General features: G+C 71.6%; 16 protein-coding genes. 4 read left to right on the top strand and 12 right to left on the bottom strand.

From position 1 onward, the window contains the following. Positions 1 to 652: 652 nt before the first annotated feature. A complete protein-coding gene (locus tag EAO76_RS32250; RefSeq protein WP_187438857.1) occupies positions 653 to 1,087 on the bottom strand; it encodes an Imm1 family immunity protein in 435 nt (144 codons plus the stop codon). Positions 1,088 to 1,140: 53 nt separating this feature from the next. Beyond that, the gene (locus tag EAO76_RS32245; RefSeq protein ID WP_148839441.1) at positions 1,141 to 1,344 is read right to left on the bottom strand and encodes a bacteriocin immunity protein; all 204 of its coding nucleotides are present in this window, start codon (positions 1,342 to 1,344) and stop codon (positions 1,141 to 1,143) included. Between the two features lie 302 nt (positions 1,345 to 1,646). On the opposite strand from EAO76_RS32245, the gene EAO76_RS32240 reads away from it, so the two are divergent. Then, positions 1,647 to 2,216: a DinB family protein gene (locus EAO76_RS32240; RefSeq protein ID WP_148839439.1), complete on the top strand. Its 570-nt coding sequence runs from the start codon at positions 1,647 to 1,649 to the stop codon at positions 2,214 to 2,216. A gap of 126 nt (positions 2,217 to 2,342) precedes the next feature. On the opposite strand, the gene EAO76_RS32235 is transcribed toward EAO76_RS32240, so the two are convergent. Next, the gene (locus EAO76_RS32235) at positions 2,343 to 3,110 is read right to left on the bottom strand and encodes an ALF repeat-containing protein (protein WP_148839437.1); all 768 of its coding nucleotides are present in this window, start codon (positions 3,108 to 3,110) and stop codon (positions 2,343 to 2,345) included. A 252-nt stretch (positions 3,111 to 3,362) separates the two neighbouring features. Beyond that, positions 3,363 to 3,887: a hypothetical protein gene (locus EAO76_RS32230; RefSeq protein WP_148839435.1), complete on the bottom strand. Its 525-nt coding sequence runs from the start codon at positions 3,885 to 3,887 to the stop codon at positions 3,363 to 3,365. Positions 3,888 to 4,262: 375 nt separating this feature from the next. Here EAO76_RS32230 and EAO76_RS32225 point away from each other — a divergent pair, with 375 nt between their 5' ends. Continuing rightward, a complete protein-coding gene (locus EAO76_RS32225) occupies positions 4,263 to 4,895 on the top strand; it encodes a YceI family protein (RefSeq protein ID WP_148839433.1) in 633 nt (210 codons plus the stop codon). 113 nt (positions 4,896 to 5,008) lie between these two features. Further along, on the top strand, positions 5,009 to 5,530 hold the full coding sequence (locus tag EAO76_RS32220) for a hypothetical protein (protein WP_262375862.1): 522 nt from the start codon (positions 5,009 to 5,011) through the stop codon (positions 5,528 to 5,530). On the opposite strand, the gene EAO76_RS32215 is transcribed toward EAO76_RS32220, so the two are convergent. Continuing rightward, complete coding sequence (locus tag EAO76_RS32215) at positions 5,493 to 8,420, bottom strand: SpoIIE family protein phosphatase (protein WP_376448984.1); 2,928 nt, start codon at positions 8,418 to 8,420, stop codon at positions 5,493 to 5,495. The two genes, EAO76_RS32220 and EAO76_RS32215, sit on opposite strands and share 38 nt — an antisense overlap. A 51-nt stretch (positions 8,421 to 8,471) precedes the next feature. Then, positions 8,472 to 9,911, bottom strand: a complete 1,440-nt coding sequence (locus tag EAO76_RS32210; protein ID WP_148839429.1) for a hypothetical protein — start codon at positions 9,909 to 9,911, stop codon at positions 8,472 to 8,474. A gap of 119 nt (positions 9,912 to 10,030) precedes the next feature. On the opposite strand from EAO76_RS32210, the gene EAO76_RS32205 reads away from it, so the two are divergent. After that, positions 10,031 to 10,513 (top strand): hypothetical protein, encoded by a 483-nt coding sequence (locus tag EAO76_RS32205; protein WP_148839427.1) that lies wholly within the window; start codon positions 10,031 to 10,033, stop codon positions 10,511 to 10,513. Between the two features lie 163 nt (positions 10,514 to 10,676). Here the strand turns inward: EAO76_RS32205 and cimA are convergent, their stop codons facing one another. The 6 genes from cimA to ureA all read right to left on the bottom strand — a co-directional run bounded on the left by cimA (position 10,677) and on the right by ureA (position 18,069). Further along, complete coding sequence (gene cimA, locus EAO76_RS32200; RefSeq protein WP_148839425.1) at positions 10,677 to 12,284, bottom strand: citramalate synthase; 1,608 nt, start codon at positions 12,282 to 12,284, stop codon at positions 10,677 to 10,679. A 311-nt stretch (positions 12,285 to 12,595) separates the two neighbouring features. Then, positions 12,596 to 13,930, bottom strand: a complete 1,335-nt coding sequence (locus tag EAO76_RS32195) for an MFS transporter (RefSeq protein WP_148839423.1) — start codon at positions 13,928 to 13,930, stop codon at positions 12,596 to 12,598. A gap of 131 nt (positions 13,931 to 14,061) precedes the next feature. Continuing rightward, positions 14,062 to 14,667, bottom strand: coding sequence for a TetR/AcrR family transcriptional regulator (locus EAO76_RS32190; RefSeq protein ID WP_148839421.1), 606 nt, complete (start codon positions 14,665 to 14,667; stop codon positions 14,062 to 14,064). Positions 14,668 to 14,670: 3 nt separating this feature from the next. Continuing rightward, the gene (locus EAO76_RS32185; protein WP_148839419.1) at positions 14,671 to 15,684 is read right to left on the bottom strand and encodes an agmatine/peptidylarginine deiminase; all 1,014 of its coding nucleotides are present in this window, start codon (positions 15,682 to 15,684) and stop codon (positions 14,671 to 14,673) included. A gap of 19 nt (positions 15,685 to 15,703) precedes the next feature. Further along, complete coding sequence (locus tag EAO76_RS32180) at positions 15,704 to 17,392, bottom strand: urease subunit alpha (RefSeq protein WP_148839417.1); 1,689 nt, start codon at positions 17,390 to 17,392, stop codon at positions 15,704 to 15,706. Further along, a complete protein-coding gene (gene ureA, locus EAO76_RS32175) occupies positions 17,389 to 18,069 on the bottom strand; it encodes an urease subunit gamma (RefSeq protein WP_148839416.1) in 681 nt (226 codons plus the stop codon). Before ureA ends, EAO76_RS32180 begins: the two co-directional genes overlap by 4 nt. Positions 18,070 to 18,162 lie beyond the last annotated feature (93 nt).

The raw sequence follows: 18,162 nt of genomic DNA, 5'->3' as shown, positions 1-18,162 counted from the left end.
CCACCGGGGCAGCGCGTGCGTCTGTGCGATACCCAAGGGCGGAAGACCGCCCTGCCCCACGTCGGCGAACGCCATCTGCCGGATCTCCACGCCCTGCGGCCCCGGTAGCCCCGACGGCGCCGAGCCTCGGTCCGTGTCTTTCGCGATGGCCCGAAAGACACGGACCGAGCCACCGGCCCCGGCCCGCACCGAGACACACTGGCGCGGACCCCGAGTCCTACAAGCTGTCCGCAAAATTCGAGGACATGAACACCCCTGCGTCCTCTTCCTCAAGGAGCACAAAGTATTCCCCGGCCGCGATGAATTCATCATGGATGAGCTTCGCGAAATGATCTTCTTCATGGTCGCCCCGGGGAAGGACCCTCACATGCGCCGGAACCATCCGGTAGGGCCACCCGGAATTCATAAGGAGTGCCGTCACGGTTGATGGCGGTACGGCCATCAGTGGCGCAGTCAGCGGTCTCGGAAACCGGACTCCGGGCTCCGGGCAGAGGTGGCCCGGGTGGCGGCCAGGGCAGGAACGTCCTCACGAACAGTCGGACGAAGAAAGACGGAAACACCACGCAACACGGTCACGGCCAGGAACCCTACGTCCCCACACCATCGAGCCACACCCTCATCCACCCCACCGGACACGGACCGACACAACCGATCACCAGATCTCCGGCTCCTGCCATTGCACACACGTCGGACGCCGCCCTCCGGAAGAAAGGAACTCCTTCACGGCCTGACGCACCAGAGCAAGGGGGATCTCCGCAGTGGCAGGAAACTCTGTCGGGTTCTCCACCACAAAGTAGGCGACTTCCCCTCGTCCACTCCCCGAGGAACCGAGCGAGACATAGTTCTTCTCGTCCACGAAGCTCAGAACTCCTACCTGACGCTCCCCGTCCACACCGACCATGAACTCATGATCCGGAAACCCTGACGGCAGAATCTCACGCTCCGAACTATGCAGAACGGCCAAGTTTTCGAACTCAGGCCCCGTGGCGAGAGCATCGATCAGCACATCAACGTCTTCAGAGGTTCGAACTACCAACGGTTCGTCCGCGTGCCTCTCGTGGAAGTACGCCTCAACCCTGTTTCCCATCGCTTTCCACCCATTCCCACATCGCCATTTCCGCATACCCGCAGGATTTTGGGCTAGAGCGAGATCGGGCGATACGCAAGAGCGGCTTCAACCACCTGCTCCGGCGAAAGCGGCGGATCGGACCAGTAGATGAGGTCGGACACGTTGGGATCAGGTACCTGTGCACGCAGGCGATCCAGCGCCCTGTCGATCTCTTCCTCGGTTCCGCGCGCTTCCATGATCTCGACGACCAGTTGCACCAGATCATCTCTGCGCATTCCTCGTCACCTCATTCCCTCCAGCCCGCCCCATACCGACTTCTCCACCTACCGCCGTCGCGGAGGCAGGGTACGGAGCCCGGGCCGTCGGGTGGGCACGCGTTGCCGGAGGGACTTGGCGAGCCGTCCCAGCTCTTCGAGTTCGGCCCGCGGTTCTTCCTCGAAGGGCGCCCTCGACCGCATGGGCCCACCCTCGCACGGGCGTTGGAACCGTCGGCCGTCGCGGGAGTCGCCCCCACGCCGTTCCGTGCCCACGCCGTTCGCGTACAAATGGCTGGCGTGTGCGGGCCCCGCGGACGAACATGGCACGCATGAACGATCAACCCGCGCGATGGACCCAGGCGACCGTCTACCCCGACATGTGGGCCGACCCCGATGACGATCCCCGTGAGAACGAAGGGGCGAGTCCGGAAGGCGAACTCGCCACGCTGGACGACTTCCTGTCGGGGTATCGGCTGACCCTGCGGATGAAGTGCGAGGGCCTGGACCCGGAGCAGTTGGCCCGGCGGTCGGTTCCGCCGTCGACGATGTCGCTGCTCGGCCTGGTCCGGCACCTGGCCGAGGTGGAGCGGGACTGGCGCAACTGGATCAGTGACGGCGATCCGCTGCCGAAGCTGTACGGCAGGCGCGACGCGGACTTCGACGAGGCCGTCGCCGACCAGGCCGTGGTGGACGCCGCGTACGCGGATCTGGAGCGCGAGCAGGCCGCGACCGACGCCGCGCTGGCCGGGCACCCGGATCTGGGCGAGCGCCTGGGGAAGGACCGGACCTCGGTCCGGGAGCTGATGGTGCACCGGGTGGAGGAGTACGCCCGCCACTGCGGGCACGCCGACCTGTTGCGCGAGTGCATCGACGGCAGGGTGGGCCAGTAGCGGAAACGGCACCGCGGGCGGCACGGGGGACCCGGCCCGCGGGCCGGGTCCGGATGGTGCCGGCCCGCGGGCCCGTGCGTCCGTGCCGCTGCTGCGGCGGCTCGGGCGCACGGGCGGCGGGCGGAATCAGCCCGAGGTCGGCGGGGTCCGGCCGTCCGCCTCGTACTGCCCGACCTCCAGGAAGTGGCGCAGCTCCTCCGGGGTGCCGTCGATGGCCTTCTCGGCCGCCGCGCGCAGGGCGTCGCTGATGTTGGGGTCGGCCAGGATGCGCGCGATCGCCACCCGGTCGTCCTCCGCCCGGGCGAGCCGGAGTCCGGTCTCCAGGAAGTACCGCACGTCCTCGGCCGTGCCGTCCATGGCCTTCTGCGCCTCCCGGTACACCGCCTTCCCAATGTTCGGGTCCGCCAGAATCTGCGCGATCGCGAAGCGGTCGTCCTCCTCCTGAGCGATCGCCAGGCCGGTCTCCAGGAAGTACCGCACGTCCTCGGCCGTGCCGTCCATGGCCTTCTGCGCCTCCCGGTACACCGCCTTCCCGATGTTCGGGTCCGCCAGAATCCGCGCGATCGCGAAGCGGTCGTCCTCCTCCTGGGCGATCGCCAGGCCGGTCTTCAGGAAGTACCGCATGTCGTCGATCGTGCCGTCCATGGCCTCCCGGGCCTCCCGGAGCACGCCCTTGCCGCTCTCGGGGTCGGCCAGGATGCGGGCGATCTCGACGCGGAGTTCCTCCTCCGACATCGAGTCGTAGGGGGATTCCCCGTCCAAGCCCGCGTCCGGGGCCGTCGTCGTGGCGACCGGGGAAGGGGCCGGCTGCGCGGCGGAGGACGGGGTGGAGAGCAGCAGGGCCGGGGCCAGGGCGCCTGCGGCCACGGTCAGCGCCGCGCGGGTCAGTCTCACGTGGGTACCTACCTCGGTTCGGGAACGGCCGGACGCCTCGTGCACCGGGCGGTAGCACGGGAGTTGACGGTGCGCCTGATCCGTACCGCCGCATGCTGTCCGGCGGCAAGGGATCATGCCAGCGGGCGGCGCCCGGCACACTGCCCGAACCGGGCAGTCTTCGCCCTCGGCTCGTTGCCGATCTGATCACGACCACGTGCGAGTGCCCCCGTTCCGGCGGAACGGGGGCACCTGTGCACACGTGGGCGGAGGTCAGCAGCCGCCGCAGTTGTAGTACGTCACGTCCCAGTGGTTGCCCTCGTCGGCGTAGATGTTGCCGGAGCCCGCCTTGTACTGGGGAGCGCCGTCGCCGCGCACCCCGATGTAGGTGAAGGTGTTGTGGACGTAGTTCGTGAGGCAGCTCGACTTGGCGAAGTCGAGCTTGTAGCCGTTCCAGTGCGAGTACGTGCCACTGGCGTGCCCGGTCTCGGTGCCGCCGGTGATGTTCAGCGCGCAGCCCGTGGCGCTCTTGAGGGTCTGGGCGCCCTGGGCGGTGGCCAGGTTGAGCTGGTCGAACGAGGTGCAGGTCGCGACGTTGCGGTTGGAGCAGCCGCCGGACGAGGACCAGGTGATCCCGGAGGAACTGAACCGGGCGGTGGCCTGGGAGTGGGTGAGTTTGGTGACGGCGTGGGCCTGGGTGGCGCCGCTGCCGAGAACGCCGACGCCCGGGGCGAAGAGCACGCCGAGGACGAGGGCGAGGGCAGTCAGGGCGGGGCGCAGTGTCATACGGGACACCATGGGGGGACTCCTCCTGCTCATGACAAACAAAGACATGCAGATACTGCCCGAGCTCTACGCGCGTCCGCCAGAGGGGAGCAGGGATCGGACGGGAGTTGATCCGCCGTTCCGGCGCCGTTCACGGCCGCACGGGTGCGCGATTCGCGACCGCCGGGGCACACGGCTCACGACCACCCCGCCCCACGGCCCGCGACCACCGGGGCACGCGCCCGCGGCCGCCCCGGACACGCACCCCGCGACCGCCCGGACGCGCCACCTTCGGAACCACCCACCCTCAGATGTTGAACTTTGAACTAGATACCGCTACAGTCGATCTCGTTGAAGGTTAAACAACAACTTCGACCCCCGCTCGATCACGTCCCCCGAGGAGGAGCCATGGCTCTGTTCAACCGCAGGAACAACAACGCCCCGGCCGCTGCCGCCACCGCCGTCGCCGCCCCCGCCGTGGACCCGGCGCTGGCCGCCCTCACCGGTGACTACACGATCGACCCGGCCCACAGCAGCATCGGCTTCACCGTGCGCCACGCCATGGTCACCAACGTGCGCGGCACCTTCGGCGACCACGAGGGCACCCTGAAGCTGGACGGCTCCGACCCGGCGAACTCCACCGCCTCGATCGACGTCAGGATCGCCAGCATCGACACCGGCATCGCCGACCGCGACGCCCACCTGGTCAGCGGCGACTTCTTCGACGCCGAGAAGTTCCCCCTCATGACGTTCCGCTCCACGCGTGCCGAGCAGCTCGGCGGCGACGACTACCGCGTCACCGGCGACCTCACGATCAAGGACGTCACGCGCCCGCTCTCCATCGACCTGGAGTTCAACGGCTCCGCCACCGATGTCTACGGCAACGAGCGCGTCGGCTTCGAGGGCAGCGCGACCATCCTGCGCTCCGACTGGGGCCTGACCTGGAACGCGGCGCTGGAGACCGGCGGCGTGATGGTCAGCGACAAGGTCAAGCTCACCTTCGACATCTCCGCCATCAAGGCCGCCGCACCGCAGTCCTGACGCCCCCGCCGCACCGCACGGCACCGGCCCGAGCGCGCCCGCCCTTCCCTCCCCCGCCCGGGGGMGGGAGGCGGGCGCTCGGCGTTCCGGCGCGCCGTGCCAGAATGCCGCGCGTGGATGTCGTGGATGTTCCGGACATGTCGGCGACGGCCCGGGAGGTGCACCGGCGCTGGCGCGACCGGGAGGCGCCCGACGGGGACTTCATCGTGTTCGCCGACGGCTCCCTCCGCGTGATGGACCTGCTGTGCCTGCGGTCGCCCGACCGGCCCGACGGCCCGGGGACCGAGGAGTGGCACTGGACCGAGAGCCTGCGCGCCACCGAATGGAGCGTCGGCGGCTGGGTGGAGGTCGACTCGGCGCTCGCCACGCACGCCCATGCGGGAGACCGGGCCTGGGCCGGGGAGTCGGCCCATCACGGGTCCATCGGCTGGGTCGCGCTGACCCGGGACGACGACGGCAGCACCCTGGAGTGGCTGGCCGTCTCCAGCTGGTCCAATCCCTTCCGCGACGTCACCCTGGACGACACCTCGGTGACCGCGGTCAGCACCTCCGGCCGGATCTGGACCTTCCCCCGGGACGCGCCCCAGCGGGTGCGGATCACCGAGGATCCGGACGGCCCGGGGGCCCGCCGCTGAGCACACCGCCGCCGAGCGTGTCGTCGCCACGCGTGCCGCCCTCGGGGGCGTCGTCGTCCGGCTCGTCCGCGCCGAACAGGTCGTCGTCGAAGAGGCCCGCCATCACCGGGCCCTCCCCGTCCGACTCGCCGATCGTCTGCTCCGACCAGATGACCTTGCCGGTCTCCGTGTAGCGGGTGCCCCAGCGTTCGGCGAACTGGGCGACGAGGAACAGGCCCCGGCCGCCCTCGTCCGTCGTCGCCGCGTACCGCAGGTGCGGGGCGGTGCTGCTGGTGTCGGAGACCTCGCAGATCAGGTTGCGGTCGTACAGCAGGCGCACCTCGATGGGGCCCTCGCCGTAGCGCACCGCGTTGGTGACCAGTTCGCTGAGGATCAGCTCGGTGGTGAACGCCTCCTCGTACAGGCCGCGGTCGGCGAGCCACTGGGCGACCTTCTTGCGCACCCCGGCGACGGCCGCCGGGTCGGTGGCCACCGGCCACCGCGCGACCTGCTCCGGGTCGAGGACGTGGGTACGGGCCACGAGCAGGGCGACGTCGTCGCCCGGCTGCTCGGGCAGCATCGCGGTCAGCACGTCGTCGCAGGTCTGCTCGGGCGTCCGGTCACGGCCGGCGAGGCAGTCGCGCAGCAGCTCCAGGCCGGTTCCGATGTCCTGGTCCCGCCGCTCGACCAGGCCGTCCGTGTAGAGCACCAGGCGGCTGCCCTCCGGTACGTGGAACTCGGCCGCCTCGAAGGGCATGGTGCCGACGCCGAGCGGGAGTCCGGCCGGGACGTCGGGGCACTCGACGGTGCCGTCGGGCAGGACCAGCACCGGCCCGGGATGGCCCGCCCTGGCCACCGTGCAGTTCCCGGACACACCGTCGTAGATCGCGTACAGACAGGTGGCCCCGGCGATCTCGGGATCGTCGTCCCCGGCCTCCTCCCGGTCGATCCGGGCCACCAGTTCGTCGAGGTGCCCGAGGAGTTCGTCGGGTGCGGGGTCCAGCGAGGAGAAGTTGTGGACGCTGGTGCGCAGCCGCCCCATGGTGGCCGCGGCGTGCAGCCCGTGCCCGACCACGTCGCCGACGACCAGCGCCACCCGGGCGCCGGACAGCGGGATCACGTCGAACCAGTCGCCCCCGACCCCTTCGTGCGCCGGCAGGTAACGGTGGGCGACGTCGAGGGCGCTCTGCTCGGGCAGACCGCGCGGCAGCAGACTGCGCTGGAGCGTCACGGCGAGGGCGTGCTCCCGGGTGTAGCGGCGGGCGTTGTCCACCCCCACGGCGGCCCGTGCCACCAGCTCCTCGGCGAAGGACAGGTCGTCGTCGTCGAAGGGCCGCGAATCGCCCGAGCGCCAGAAGTTGGCCATGCCCAGGATGGTGCCGCGTGCGTGCATCGGCACCGACACGATCGAGTGGAATCCCTGCTCCTTGAGCCGTTCGGCCACCTCGTGGTCCCAGTTCCGCCAGCCCAGCTTCTGGAAATCGCTCTTCAGGTCGGCGTCGTCGCTGTGCACCCGCATGGCCCGGGTCCTGGTGGGGACGAAGCCCACCACACGGCCGACCGGGTACAGCGGGTGGTCCGCGCGGACCGCCGCGACGGCGGTGCGGCGCATCTCCAGCGTGCCGCCGTCGGGGATGACCGGTTCGTCCCCGCGCCGTACGGGGTCGGCGAGGTCGACCGTGGCGGCGTCGGCGAAGCCGGGGATCGCCACGTCCGCCAGTTCCTGCGCCGTCCGGGTCACATCGAGCGTGGTGCCGATGCGGGCACCGGCCTCGTACAGGAGCAGCAGCCGTTCGGTCGCGTACTCCGCCTGTCCGGTGACCGCGCGGAGTTCGGTGGTGTCACGCAGGGTCACCACCGTGCCGGGCGGTCCGCCGCGGGTGTCGGTCGGGCGCAGGTTGACGGCCAGCAGCCGGCTTCCGGCCCGCAGCACCTCGTCCGTGACGGTCCGGCCGGAGGCGAGCAGATCCGCGGTGTCCGGGTCCAGCCCGAGGTCCGTGACCGCCCGGCCCTCGGCGTCCGGGGGCAGGTCGAGCAGGCGGCGGGCCTCGTCGTTGGCGAGGGTCAGCCGGTGGTCGGCCCCGATGATGAGGACGCCCTCGCGGACCGCGTGCAGCACCGCGTCGTGGTGTTCGTACATCCGGGTCATCTCGGCCGGTTCGAGCCCGTGGGTCTGGCGGCGCAGCCTTCTGCTGACCAGGGCGGCGGCGCCCGTGGTGAGAGCGAGGGCGACCACCGCGACCGCCGCGCTCGGCGGGATGGAGCGGTCCGCCGCACTGTTCACCGTCTCGACGGTGATGGCCACCGCCACCAGGCCGACGACCGAGCCGTCGGGCCGTTCCACCGGCACCACGGAGCTGACGGCGGGCCCCTGGGACCCGGTGACGGTCCGGGTGTAGCTCCGCCCGGCCAGTGCCTCGTCGTACGGGCCCACGATGTGCTTCCCGATCAGGGCGGGGTCGGGGTGGGTGTAGCGGATGCCGTGCGTGTTGGCGACGACGACGGAGTCCACGTGGGTCTGTTCGCGGATCTGCTCGGCGCGCGGCTGCAGGATCGCGGTGGGGTGCGCGCTCTCCAGGGCGGGCACGATGCCCGGCGAGTTGGCGAAGGTCCCGGCGACGCTCATGGTGCGGGCGCGGGCCTCGTCCATGCTGCTCCGGCGACCCTCCACGAACAGGGCGACCGTGCCCGCGGTGACCAGCAGCAGCACGAGGACCAGCACGAGGCAGAAGACCTGGCCCGCCACGGTGCGCACGGTGAACAGCGAGCGCAGTTCACCGCCCCGGGGGCGGCGGGCCGGATCCCGTCCGGCCGGCGCGGAAGCGGCTCGGGCCGGGCGTTCCTCCTCGGGCCGATGTGGTCGCCGGACGGACCGTCCCGGCCACGCCCGGAATCGGCCGATACCAGACATAACTTCAGGTCTAGCACGAATCACATCCGTACGAGAGGCCGCCGACGGGGCTCAGAACCCGCCGCCGTCGAAGCCTCCGCCTCCTCCGAAGTCGCCGCCGCCGAATCCGCCGCCGTCGAAACCCCCGCCGTCGAAGCCCGAGGAATCGAAGTCCGCCCCGGAGGAGTCACCGCCGCTCCAGTCGCCGGGGCCGAAGTCGCCGCCGCCGTACTCCGCCGCGTACGCCGGGGTCGACAGCATGGAGCCGAGCACCGTGCCGACGAGCAGCCCGGGGAGCAGTCCGCCGCCGAAGTAGCCGCCCGCCCAGGGGCCGTACGCCGGGCCCGCCTCCCAGTACGGGCGGCGCCGGCCGTCCCCGGTGTCGACGGTGCGGCCGAGGGGCTCCTCGCCCGCGCGCAGCCTGGTCGCGTCCACCGCGCAGACCGGGATCTCGCGGGCCGTGCCGCCGGCCGGGGACCACCGGGCGTCGGTGACCGAGGGGCCGTGACGCGGGTCGAAGAAGCACGGTGGGCGGCGGGCGGGCGGCTCGCGGCCGGCACGGCGGGCCTCCAGGACGGCCAGGGAGAACCGGCCGTCCTCCAGGGCCCGGGTGACCTCGCGCACGTCGGACGGGCGGTGGGCGGCGGCCATGCGGGACTTCGCGGTCTCGTAGGAGTCCAGTGCCCGTTCGTAGTCCGCGCGCATGGTGTCGTCGGCGCCCGGTTCAGCGGGGTGGAAGTCGAGCCGGTCCAGGGTTTCGCCGTACGCGGTGATGTCCTCGTCCACGACGACCCGGAGCTTGTCGAGGGCGGCGCGTTCCTCTTCCTCCTTGCGCCTGCGGTTGCGGCGGACGACGCCGTAGGCCGTGCCGCCGCCCAGCACGAGGATGCCGCCGACCACGATCAGCGCGGTGGTGGACGACGGGCCCCCGCCACCACCGGACGAGCCGCCCCAGGAGGCGGGGGCGCTGCCGCGGGCCTGTTCGACGGCCCGGTCGACGAAGGCGTTCAGCTGGGTCGCGGCGTCGGTGGCCGTGCCGGGCGCCTTCACCGCGGCGGTGAGGTTGTCGACCGCCCGGGTGGGCATCACCTGCGGGTCGGCGCCCGCGTCGAACGCGTCGCCGAGGCGGACGGCGTAGACACCGGTGATTCCGGTGTCGGTGCGCAGGGTGGCCAGCAGGTCCTGTTCGGGGAACGCCGCGGTGCGTGGCAGTACCGCCACGAACACCGGTTTGTCGGCGTCCTCGATCTTCTTCGTGAGCGCGGCGGCCTGCGCCGGGGAGAGCTGGCCGGCCGCGGCCGGGTCGACGTACACCGGGCTCCTGCGCAGCGCCTGTGCGACCTCGTCGATCGTGGTGGCGGGGGCGGGGGCGACGGCGGACGTACCGGCCGCGGCGGAGCCGGCCCCGGCGGCACCGGTCGTCGCGGGCGTACCGGGTGCCGTGCCGAGGACGGCCGCCGCGAGGGTCAGCAGCAGACCGGCCGACAGGGACGGGAACCTTCTGTTCCGCATACTTCGAAGCTAACCCGGACGGGGCATTCGTGCGCCGTCGTCCGGGCCGCCGGTTCCGCGACCTGCCCGCCGGTCCCCGGTGTCCGGGGGTCCGGGGCCGGGAACCGGGCCGTGGAACGATGATCGCCATGACAGGTCAAGTCTGGGTGTCACTCATATCGTTGGGCGGCGTCGTCCTCGGCGGCGTGCTGTCCTACCTCGTCCAGCACCGGACCCAGCGGTCGGCGGAACGCGCCGAGCAGCAACGGCAGCGGATCGCGCTGTCGGAGACCCGGCGCGCGGAGCGGCTGGCACTGCTGGAGCGGTTCATCGAGGTCTCGGCGGAGGCGGAGCGCTGCGCGTACACCCGGCCGTCCGAGTGGGAGGAGACCGACGACTGGTACCTCACGACCCGGGACGTCATGTCCCGGTTCTGGGTCGCCGACCGGCTCCTGCGCGTCCAGTTCCCCGCGTCCGTGCACGAGGTCGCGCACGCGCACTTCCTCGACCTCAACCGGACCGTGTGGCACGGACTGCCCGACGGCRACGGCGAGAGCCTGCGGGACCTCCTGGAGATCAACCGGTCGGTGTTCCTCGACGCGGCCCGCGAGGTCATGGGGTAGCCCCGCGCCGCCGCTTCCGAGGCTCCGCGTCCCGCCGTTTCCGGGGGCCCGCGCGTCACCGTTTCCGGGGGCCCGCGCGTCACCGTTTCCGGGGACCCGCGCGTCACCGTTTCCGGGGACCCGCGCGTCACCCGGCGACGCGCGGGACCCTCCGGCCTGCGGGTTACTCCGTGGGCTCGACGCCGGCCCGCAGGAGGCCGTAGGTGTACGCGTCCTCCAGCGCCTGCCAGGACGCGGCGATGACGTTGTCGGCGACGCCGACCGTGGACCATTCGCCGTTGCCGTCGGCCGTGGTGATGAGGACTCGGGTGGTGGACTCGGTGCCGGTGCGGCCTTCGAGGATGCGGACCTTGTAGTCGGTCAGCTCCAGCTTGGCGAGCTGCGGGTGGAGCCGTTCGAGGGCGACCCGCAGCGCCCGGTCGAGGGCGTTGACCGGGCCGTTGCCCTCGGCGGTGGCGACGATCCGCTCGCCCTTGGCCCAGAGCTTCACGGTCGCCTCGTTGGCGTGCGTGCCGTCGGGGCGGTTCTCGACGATGGCGCGCCAGGACTCGGTGCGGAAGTAGCGGCGGGGGCGGCCCTCGGCCTCGGCGCGCAGCAGCAGTTCGAAGGAGGCGTCGGCGGCCTCGTAGCTGTAGCCCTTGAGCTCGCGTTCCTTGACCCGCTCCACGACCCGGCCGACGAGCTCGCGGTCGCCGCCGAGGTCGATGCCGAGCTCCTTGCCCTTGAGCTCGATGGAGGCGCGGCCCGCCATGTCGGAGACGAGCATCCGCATCGTGTTGCCGACCAGGGCGGGGTCGATGTGCTGGTACAGGTCGGGGTCGACCTTGATCGCGGAGGCGTGCAGTCCGGCCTTGTGGGCGAAGGCGGAAACACCCACATAGGGCTGGTGGGTGGAGGGCGTCAGGTTGACGACCTCGGCGATGGCGTGCGAGACGCGGGTCATGTCGGCGAGGGAGCCCTCGGGGAGGACGCTCTTGCCGTACTTCAGTTCCAGCGCGGCGACGACCGGGAAGAGGTTGGCGTTGCCGACCCGCTCGCCGTAGCCGTTGGCGGTGCACTGGACGTGCGTGGCGCCCGCGTCGACGGCGGCGAGGGTGTTGGCGACGGCGCAGCCGGTGTCGTCCTGGGCGTGGATGCCGAGCCGGGCGCCGGTGTCGGCGAGGACGGTGGAGACGACCGCGTGGACCTGGGCGGGGAGCATGCCTCCGTTGGTGTCGCAGAGGATGACGACGTCGGCGCCCGCCTCCGCGGCGGCGCGGACGACGGCCTTGGCGTACTCGGCGTTGGCGCGGTAGCCGTCGAAGAAGTGCTCGCAGTCGACGAAGACCCGGCGGCCCTGCTCCCGGAGGAAGGAGACGGTGTCGCGGACCATCTCCAGGTTCTCCTCCAGCGTGGTGCGCAGCGCGAGTTCCACGTGGCGGTCGTGGGACTTGGCGACCAGTGTGATCACCGGGGCGCCGGATTCCAGCAGCGCCTTGACCTGGGGGTCCTCTGCGGCTCTGCCGCCGGCCCTGCGGGTGGCGCCGAAGGCGACCAGCTCGGCGTTCTCGAACTGGATCTCCTGCCGCGCGCGGGCGAAGAACTCGGTGTCGCGGGGGTTGGCGCCGGGCCAGCCGCCCTCGATGAAGCCGACGCCGAAGTCGTCCAGGTGCCGGGCGATGGTCAGCTTGTCCGCGACCGTCAGGTTGATGCCTTCACGCTGGGCCCCGTCGCGCAGTGTGGTGTCGAAGACATGGAAGCTGTCGTCGGTGGCCTTGGCCTTGGTGGTCATGCTGGTCTGACTCCTGTCGGATGAGCGGATCCGGACGATCTGGCTCCACTTGCCCCCATCATTCCGCGTGCGCCTCGCCCCGGCCGAGGTGAGGGCCGGAAAACGAAAAAACCCCTCGCGGGTGCGAGAGGTCTGCGCGCGGGTCTGGGGCACGGTGGCCGCGTCGCACGTGGTGGTGCGGGGCGGTCACTGCGGACCGGCGCGCCTGCTGCCGATAATCATGACGGACGAAGGCACGGAGGCAGTCTTGCACAGGGCCGCCTCCGTGCCCTTCCCCGTCTCAGGATGCGGGCGGGCGCCGGTCGCCCCCGTCAGGGAGCGGGCGTGGCGCCGGCCGCTGCGGACTTCCGCGCGCCGTCCCGGTCCGCGTCCTCGGCGCCGATCCGGCCCAGGTCGATGTCGCGGGTCTCGCGCATGGTCAGGTAGACCACCAGGGAGACCGCGGCGCAGCCCGCCACGTACCAGTAGAAGCCGGACTCGATGCCCGCCTTCTTGAACCAGAGCGCCACGTACTCGGCGGTGCCGCCGAAGAGCGCGTTGGCCAGGGCGTACGGGAGGGCGACGCCCAGGGCGCGGATGCCGGTCGGGAACAGTTCCGCCTTCACACAGGCGTTGATCGAGGTGTAGCCGGTGACGATCACCAGGGCGAGCAGCGCCAGCCCGAAGGCCGGCCAGAACGTGCCCGCGTGCTTGAGCATGGTCATGATCGGCACGGTCAGGAAGGTGGAGCCGATGGCGAAGCCGATCAGCAGCGGGCGTCGGCCGATCCGGTCGGAGAGCATTCCGGCCAGCGGCTGGAGGCACATGAAGACGAACAGCGCGCAGAAGCTGACGAGCGAGGCGGTGGACTTCTCCATGCCGGCGCTCTTGGAGAGGAACTTGGTGAGGTAGGTCGTGTACGTGTAGTAGGCGACGGTCCCGCCCATGGTCAGCGCCATCACGAGGAACGCCTCGCGCCGGTGCTCCCACAGCGCCTTCAGGGTGCCCCGGTCCTCCTGGTCGGCGGCGCCGGACTCCTCGTAGACCTCGGTCTCCAGCATGTTGCGGCGCAGGTAGAAGACGATTCCGGCGCCGAGCGCGCCGATGACGAACGGGATGCGCCAGCCCCAGTTGTGCAGGGCCGCCTCGGACATGTTGCGCTGCAGGACGATCTGGAGGCCGAGGCCGACCAGCTGTCCCGCGGTCATGGACACGTACTGGAAGCTGGAGGCGAAACCGCGCCGTTCGGGGGCGGACGCCTCGGTGAGGTAGGTGGCGCTGGCGGCGTACTCGCCCCCGACGGACAGGCCCTGGAGCAGCCGGGCCACCAGCAGGACGGCGACGCCGCCGTATCCCGCGACGTCGTACGTCGGCGCGATGGCGATGAGGATCGCGGAGGCCGACATCAGGGTGACGGTGAGGGTGAGCGCGGCCTTGCGGCCCCTGCGGTCACCGATCCGGCCGAGCAGCCAGCCGCCGACCGGCCGCATGAAGAAGCCGACGGCGAAGATGCCCATGGTGTTCATCAGGTTGGCGGTCTCGTTGCCCTCGGGGAAGAACGAATCCGCGAAGTAGACCGCGAAGGTGGCGTACACGAACCAGTCGAACCACTCGACCATGTTGCCGGCGGAGCCGACCCAGATCTTCTTCCACTGCTCTCGTCCCATGGTCCGCCACCGTGCCCGACCGGACGGGAACACAACAAGGGCGCAACGGGCAACGATCGCGCGTACTTACGTGCGTTTCGTTCACGGTGGGGGTAAGGACGCGCCGCCGGGCGGGAGCTTCGAAGCGCGTCCTAACGGGCGGCGAGCGCTTCCTCGACGAACTCCCCCGCCTCGGCGAGGACCCGGGAACGTCCGGTGCCGGGGATGCCGACCGCGACGTGGACGCTGAAGCCGTCGAGCAGCGCGCGCAGCCGGGTCGCGAACCGTTCGGCGTCGACGGCGCGGAACTCGCCGCCCGCGACGCCCTCCCGCACCAGGGCCACCAGGTCGCGGTGCCAGGCGTCCTCGATGGCGGCCTGCCGGGCGCGCGCGTCGTCGTCCGCGTTCCGCGAGCGGTTCCACACCTCCAGCCAGAGCGTCCAGTGCGGGTCGTGGTCGCCGTCGGGGAGGTACAGGTCGATGTATCCGTCGAGCCGTTCGCGGGCCGTCGCCCGCCCCGTGAGCAGGGCGCGCCGCCGCGCGCCGAGCCGTCCCTCGCTCCACTCCAGGGTCTGGAGCAGCAGCTCGTCCTTGGTGCGGAAGTAGTAGAGGAGGTGTCCGCTGCTCATGCCGACCTCGCGGCCGAGCCCGGCCATGGTGAGGCCGTCGAGCCCCCGTTCGGCGATGGTGGCCATGGCTGCGGCCAGCAGTTCCTCACGGGGCGGGGCGGTGTTGCGACGGCGTGGCGCGGGGGGCACGTTTCAGACCTTCGGCTGCTGCTGTGTGATGCAGTGGATGCCTCCACCGCCGGCAAAGATGGTACGGGCGTCGACGAGCGTCACCGTACGGTCGGGGAAGAGTTCGCCGAAGATCTCCGCCGCCTCCTTGTCGCGCGGGTCGTCGAAGGCGCACAGGACGACGCCGCCGTTGCAGAGGTAGTGGTTGATGTAGGAGTAGTCGACCCACTCCCCGTCGGCCTTCAGCACGGTGGGCGCCTTGACCTCGACGACCTCCAGCGAGCGGCCCCGGGCGTCGGTGGCCCCGCGCAGGATGCGGACGGTCTCGCGGGTGATCTCGTGGTCGGGGTGGGCCGGGTCGGGCTGGACGTGGACGACGACGGTGCCGGGGCGGGCGAAGGCGGCGACGATGTCGACGTGGCCGAGGGTGCCGTACGTGCCGTAGTCGCCGGACAGTCCGCGCGGCAGCCAGATCGCCTTCTCGGTGCCGAGCCGGGCGTGGATCTCGGACTCGACCTGCTCGCGGGTCCAGTCGGGGTTGCGTTCCTCGCCGAGCTGGACGGTCTCGGTGAGCAGGACGGTGCCCTCGCCGTCGACGTGGATGGCGCCGCCCTCGTTGACCAGGCGGGAGCCGTGCACCGGCACGCCGGCGAGTTCGGCGACGGAGCGGGCGATGTGCCGGTCGTGCTCCCAGCGGGCCCAGCCCTGGGCGCCCCAGCCGTTGAACGTCCAGTCCACGGCGGCCAGTTGCCGTCCGTCGGTGACGAAGGTGGGGCCTATGTCGCGCATCCAGGCGTCGTCCAGGGGGCGGACGGCGAGCTCGACGTCCGGGCCGAGGAGGGCGCGGGCGCCGTCCTCCTGGCCGGGGCCGACGACCATCGTGACGGGTTCGAAGCGGCGGACGGCACGGGCCACGGTGGCCCAGGCGTCGCGGGCCGCGGCCAGTTCGGCGTCGGTCCCGAAGGTGGGGTTGGGGCCGGGCCAGGCCATCCAGGTGCGTTCGTGCGGGGCCCACTCGGGCGGCATGCGGAAGGTCATGAGGCGTCCTGAAGGGAGGTCAGAGGAAGTAGAGGCGGTTGAGGGAGACGGAGTCGGCGGGCTCGGAGCGCAGCGGGTCGCCGTCCAGGGTGACCAGGCCGCTGCGGGCGTCCACGGCGACCTCTCCGGTACGGGAGTTGTGCACGAGGTCGCCGGGGCCGATGCCCCGGGTGCCGCGCACCCCGACGCGGCGCCGGCGGGTGGGCATCGAGTCCGCCCCGAGCTGGGTCGCGGCCTGGGAGACGAAGGCGACGGAGAGGTCGGCCGCGGTCGCCCCGTACGCCCCGAACTGCGGTCCGAGCACGAGCGGTTCGCAGGTGTCGGTGGCGGCGTTCGGGTCGCCGGTGACGCCGTACGCGGGGAAGCCCGCCTTGAGCACCAGTTGCGGCTTGGCGCCGAAGAACTCGGGCCGCCACAGCACGATGTCGGCGAGCTTGCCGGTCTCGATGGAGCCGACCTCGTGCGCGAGGCCGTGGGCGATGGCGGGGTTGATGGTGAGCTTGGCGATGTAGCGCAGCACCCGGGCGTTGTCGTCGTCGGGGCCGTCGCCGTCCATCGGGCCCAGTCCGGCCTTCATCTTCCCGGCCATGGCGAAGGTGCGGCGCACCGTCTCGCCGGCCCGGCCCATGCCCTGCGCGTCGGAGGAGGTGATGCCGATGGCGCCCAGGTCGTGCAGCACGTCCTCGGCACCCATCGTCCCGGCGCGGATGCGGTCGCGGGCCATGGCGGCGTCGCCCGGCAGGTCCGTCTTGAGGTCGTGGACGGAGACGATCATCCCGTAGTGCTCGGCGACGGCGTCCCGGCCGAAGGGCAGCGTCGGGTTGGTGGACGAGCCGATGACGTTCGCCACGCCCGCCATCTTCAGGACGTTGGGGACGTGTCCGCCGCCGCAGCCCTCGATGTGGAAGGCGTGGATCGTGCGGCCCTCCAGGACGCGCAGGGTGTCCTCGACCGACAGGCACTCGTTCAGTCCGTCGCTGTGCAGGGCGACCTGGACGTCGTGCTCCTCGGCGACCCGCAGCGCGGTGTCCAGGGCGCGGGTGTGGGCGCCCATGTCCTCGTGGACCTTGAAGCCACAGGCCCCGCCCTCCGCGAGCGCCTCGACCAGCGGTGCCCCGTGGGAGGAGGAACCGCGGCCCAGGAAGCCGATGTTGACCGGCCAGGCGTCGAAGGCGTTGAAGGCGTGGCGCAGCGCCCAGGGCGAGTTGACGCCGACGCCCCAGACCGGGCCGAACTCCTGGCCGATGATGGTGGTGACGCCGGAGGCGAGCGAGGCCTCCATGATCCGCGGCGAGAGCAGATGGACGTGGGTGTCGACGGCGCCCGCCGTCGCGATCATGCCCTCGCCGGAGACGATCGTCGTGCCCGTGCCGACGACGACGTCCACGCCGTCGAGGGTGTCCGGGTTGCCGGCCCGGCCGATCGCCGAGATCCGGCCCTCGCGGATGCCGATCGAGACCTTGCGGATGCCCTGCACGGCGTCGATGACCAGCACGTTGCTGATGACGACGTCGCAGGTGTCGCGGACGGCGGCGGCCTTGAGGTGCAGCCCGTCGCGGGCGGTCTTGCCGAATCCGGCGAGGAACTCCTCGCCGTACGCCTGCGCGTCGGACTCGACGCGGACGGTCAGCCCGCTGTCACCGAGCCTGACCCGGTCCCCGGCGCGCGGGCCGTGCACGGAGGCGTACTCGTACGGGTCGATGCTCATCGTTCTGCTCCCAGGTATCCGCAGGCCGCGGCGCGCCGCAGGGCCTCTTCCCTCGCTCCGGGCGCGTCGAGCGGGCCGTCGACCAGCCCGGCGAAGCCGATCGCGATCCGGTCGCCGCCGATGGGCACGAGCCCCACCTCGACCGACTCCCCCGGCCCGAAGCGGACGGAGGACCCGGCGGGGACGCACAGCCGCATCCCGTACGCGGCCGAGCGGTCGAAGTCGAGCCGCGGGTTGGCCTCGAAGAAGTGGTAGTGCGAGGTGACGGAGACCGGCACGGTCGCGGTGTTGCGGACGTCCAGCCGTACGGCGGGCTCCGGCTCGGGTCCGGCGGGTCCGGGGAGGACGGCCCCGGGCGCCCGGTCGCCGAGGCCGCCGCCCAGCGGGGCGGAGACCACGGCGAGCCGCGAGCCGTCGTCGAAGACGGCCTCCACGTGGACCTCGGTGACGACGTCGGCCACGCCGGGCAGCACGTCGTCGGGGCCGAGCACCGAGCGGGCGGCCTCGATGGCCTCCGCCAGCCGCAGCCCGTCCCGGGCGGCCTCGCAGACCGTGTCCGCGATCAGCGCGGTCGCCTCGGGGACATTGAGTTTCAGCCCCCGGGCGCGGCGGGCCCTGGCCAGTTCGGCCGCGCCGAAGAGCAGCAGCCGGTCGCGTTCCGTAGGAGTCAGTCGCACGTCTCCACACCTCCCGGTTAGAGCAGCACTCTAACCCAGGGTTAGAGTGCTGCTCTAACGATGGCGCGCGTCACCCCCGTCACAGCCGGACGC

The organism is Streptomyces sp. sk2.1 (genome assembly GCF_008120935.1).
Lineage (GTDB): Bacteria > Actinomycetota > Actinomycetes > Streptomycetales > Streptomycetaceae > Streptomyces.
Note: the sequence above shows the minus strand (reverse complement) of the source record. Positions and strands in the feature narration are given on the sequence as shown.

Bases quoted from the DNA above. Each gene is read 5' to 3' on its own strand.
- EAO76_RS32245 (WP_148839441.1), bottom strand. From the start codon at position 1,344: ATGCGCAGAGATGATCTGGTGCAACTGGTCGTCGAGATCATGGAAGCG.
- EAO76_RS32180 (WP_148839417.1), bottom strand. From the start codon at position 17,392: ATGAGCATCGACCCGTACGAGTACGCCTCCGTGCACGGCCCGCGCGCC.
- EAO76_RS32215 (WP_376448984.1), bottom strand. From the start codon at position 8,420: ATGTCTGGTATCGGCCGATTCCGGGCGTGGCCGGGACGGTCCGTCCGG.
- EAO76_RS32230 (WP_148839435.1), bottom strand. From the start codon at position 3,887: ATGGTGTCCCGTATGACACTGCGCCCCGCCCTGACTGCCCTCGCCCTC.
- cimA (WP_148839425.1), bottom strand. From the start codon at position 12,284: ATGACCACCAAGGCCAAGGCCACCGACGACAGCTTCCATGTCTTCGAC.
- EAO76_RS32225 (WP_148839433.1), top strand. From the start codon at position 4,263: ATGGCTCTGTTCAACCGCAGGAACAACAACGCCCCGGCCGCTGCCGCC.
- EAO76_RS32250 (WP_187438857.1), bottom strand. From the start codon at position 1,087: ATGGGAAACAGGGTTGAGGCGTACTTCCACGAGAGGCACGCGGACGAA.
- EAO76_RS32240 (WP_148839439.1), top strand. From the start codon at position 1,647: ATGGCACGCATGAACGATCAACCCGCGCGATGGACCCAGGCGACCGTC.
- EAO76_RS32210 (WP_148839429.1), bottom strand. From the start codon at position 9,911: ATGCGGAACAGAAGGTTCCCGTCCCTGTCGGCCGGTCTGCTGCTGACC.
- EAO76_RS32195 (WP_148839423.1), bottom strand. From the start codon at position 13,930: ATGGGACGAGAGCAGTGGAAGAAGATCTGGGTCGGCTCCGCCGGCAAC.
- EAO76_RS32185 (WP_148839419.1), bottom strand. From the start codon at position 15,684: ATGACCTTCCGCATGCCGCCCGAGTGGGCCCCGCACGAACGCACCTGG.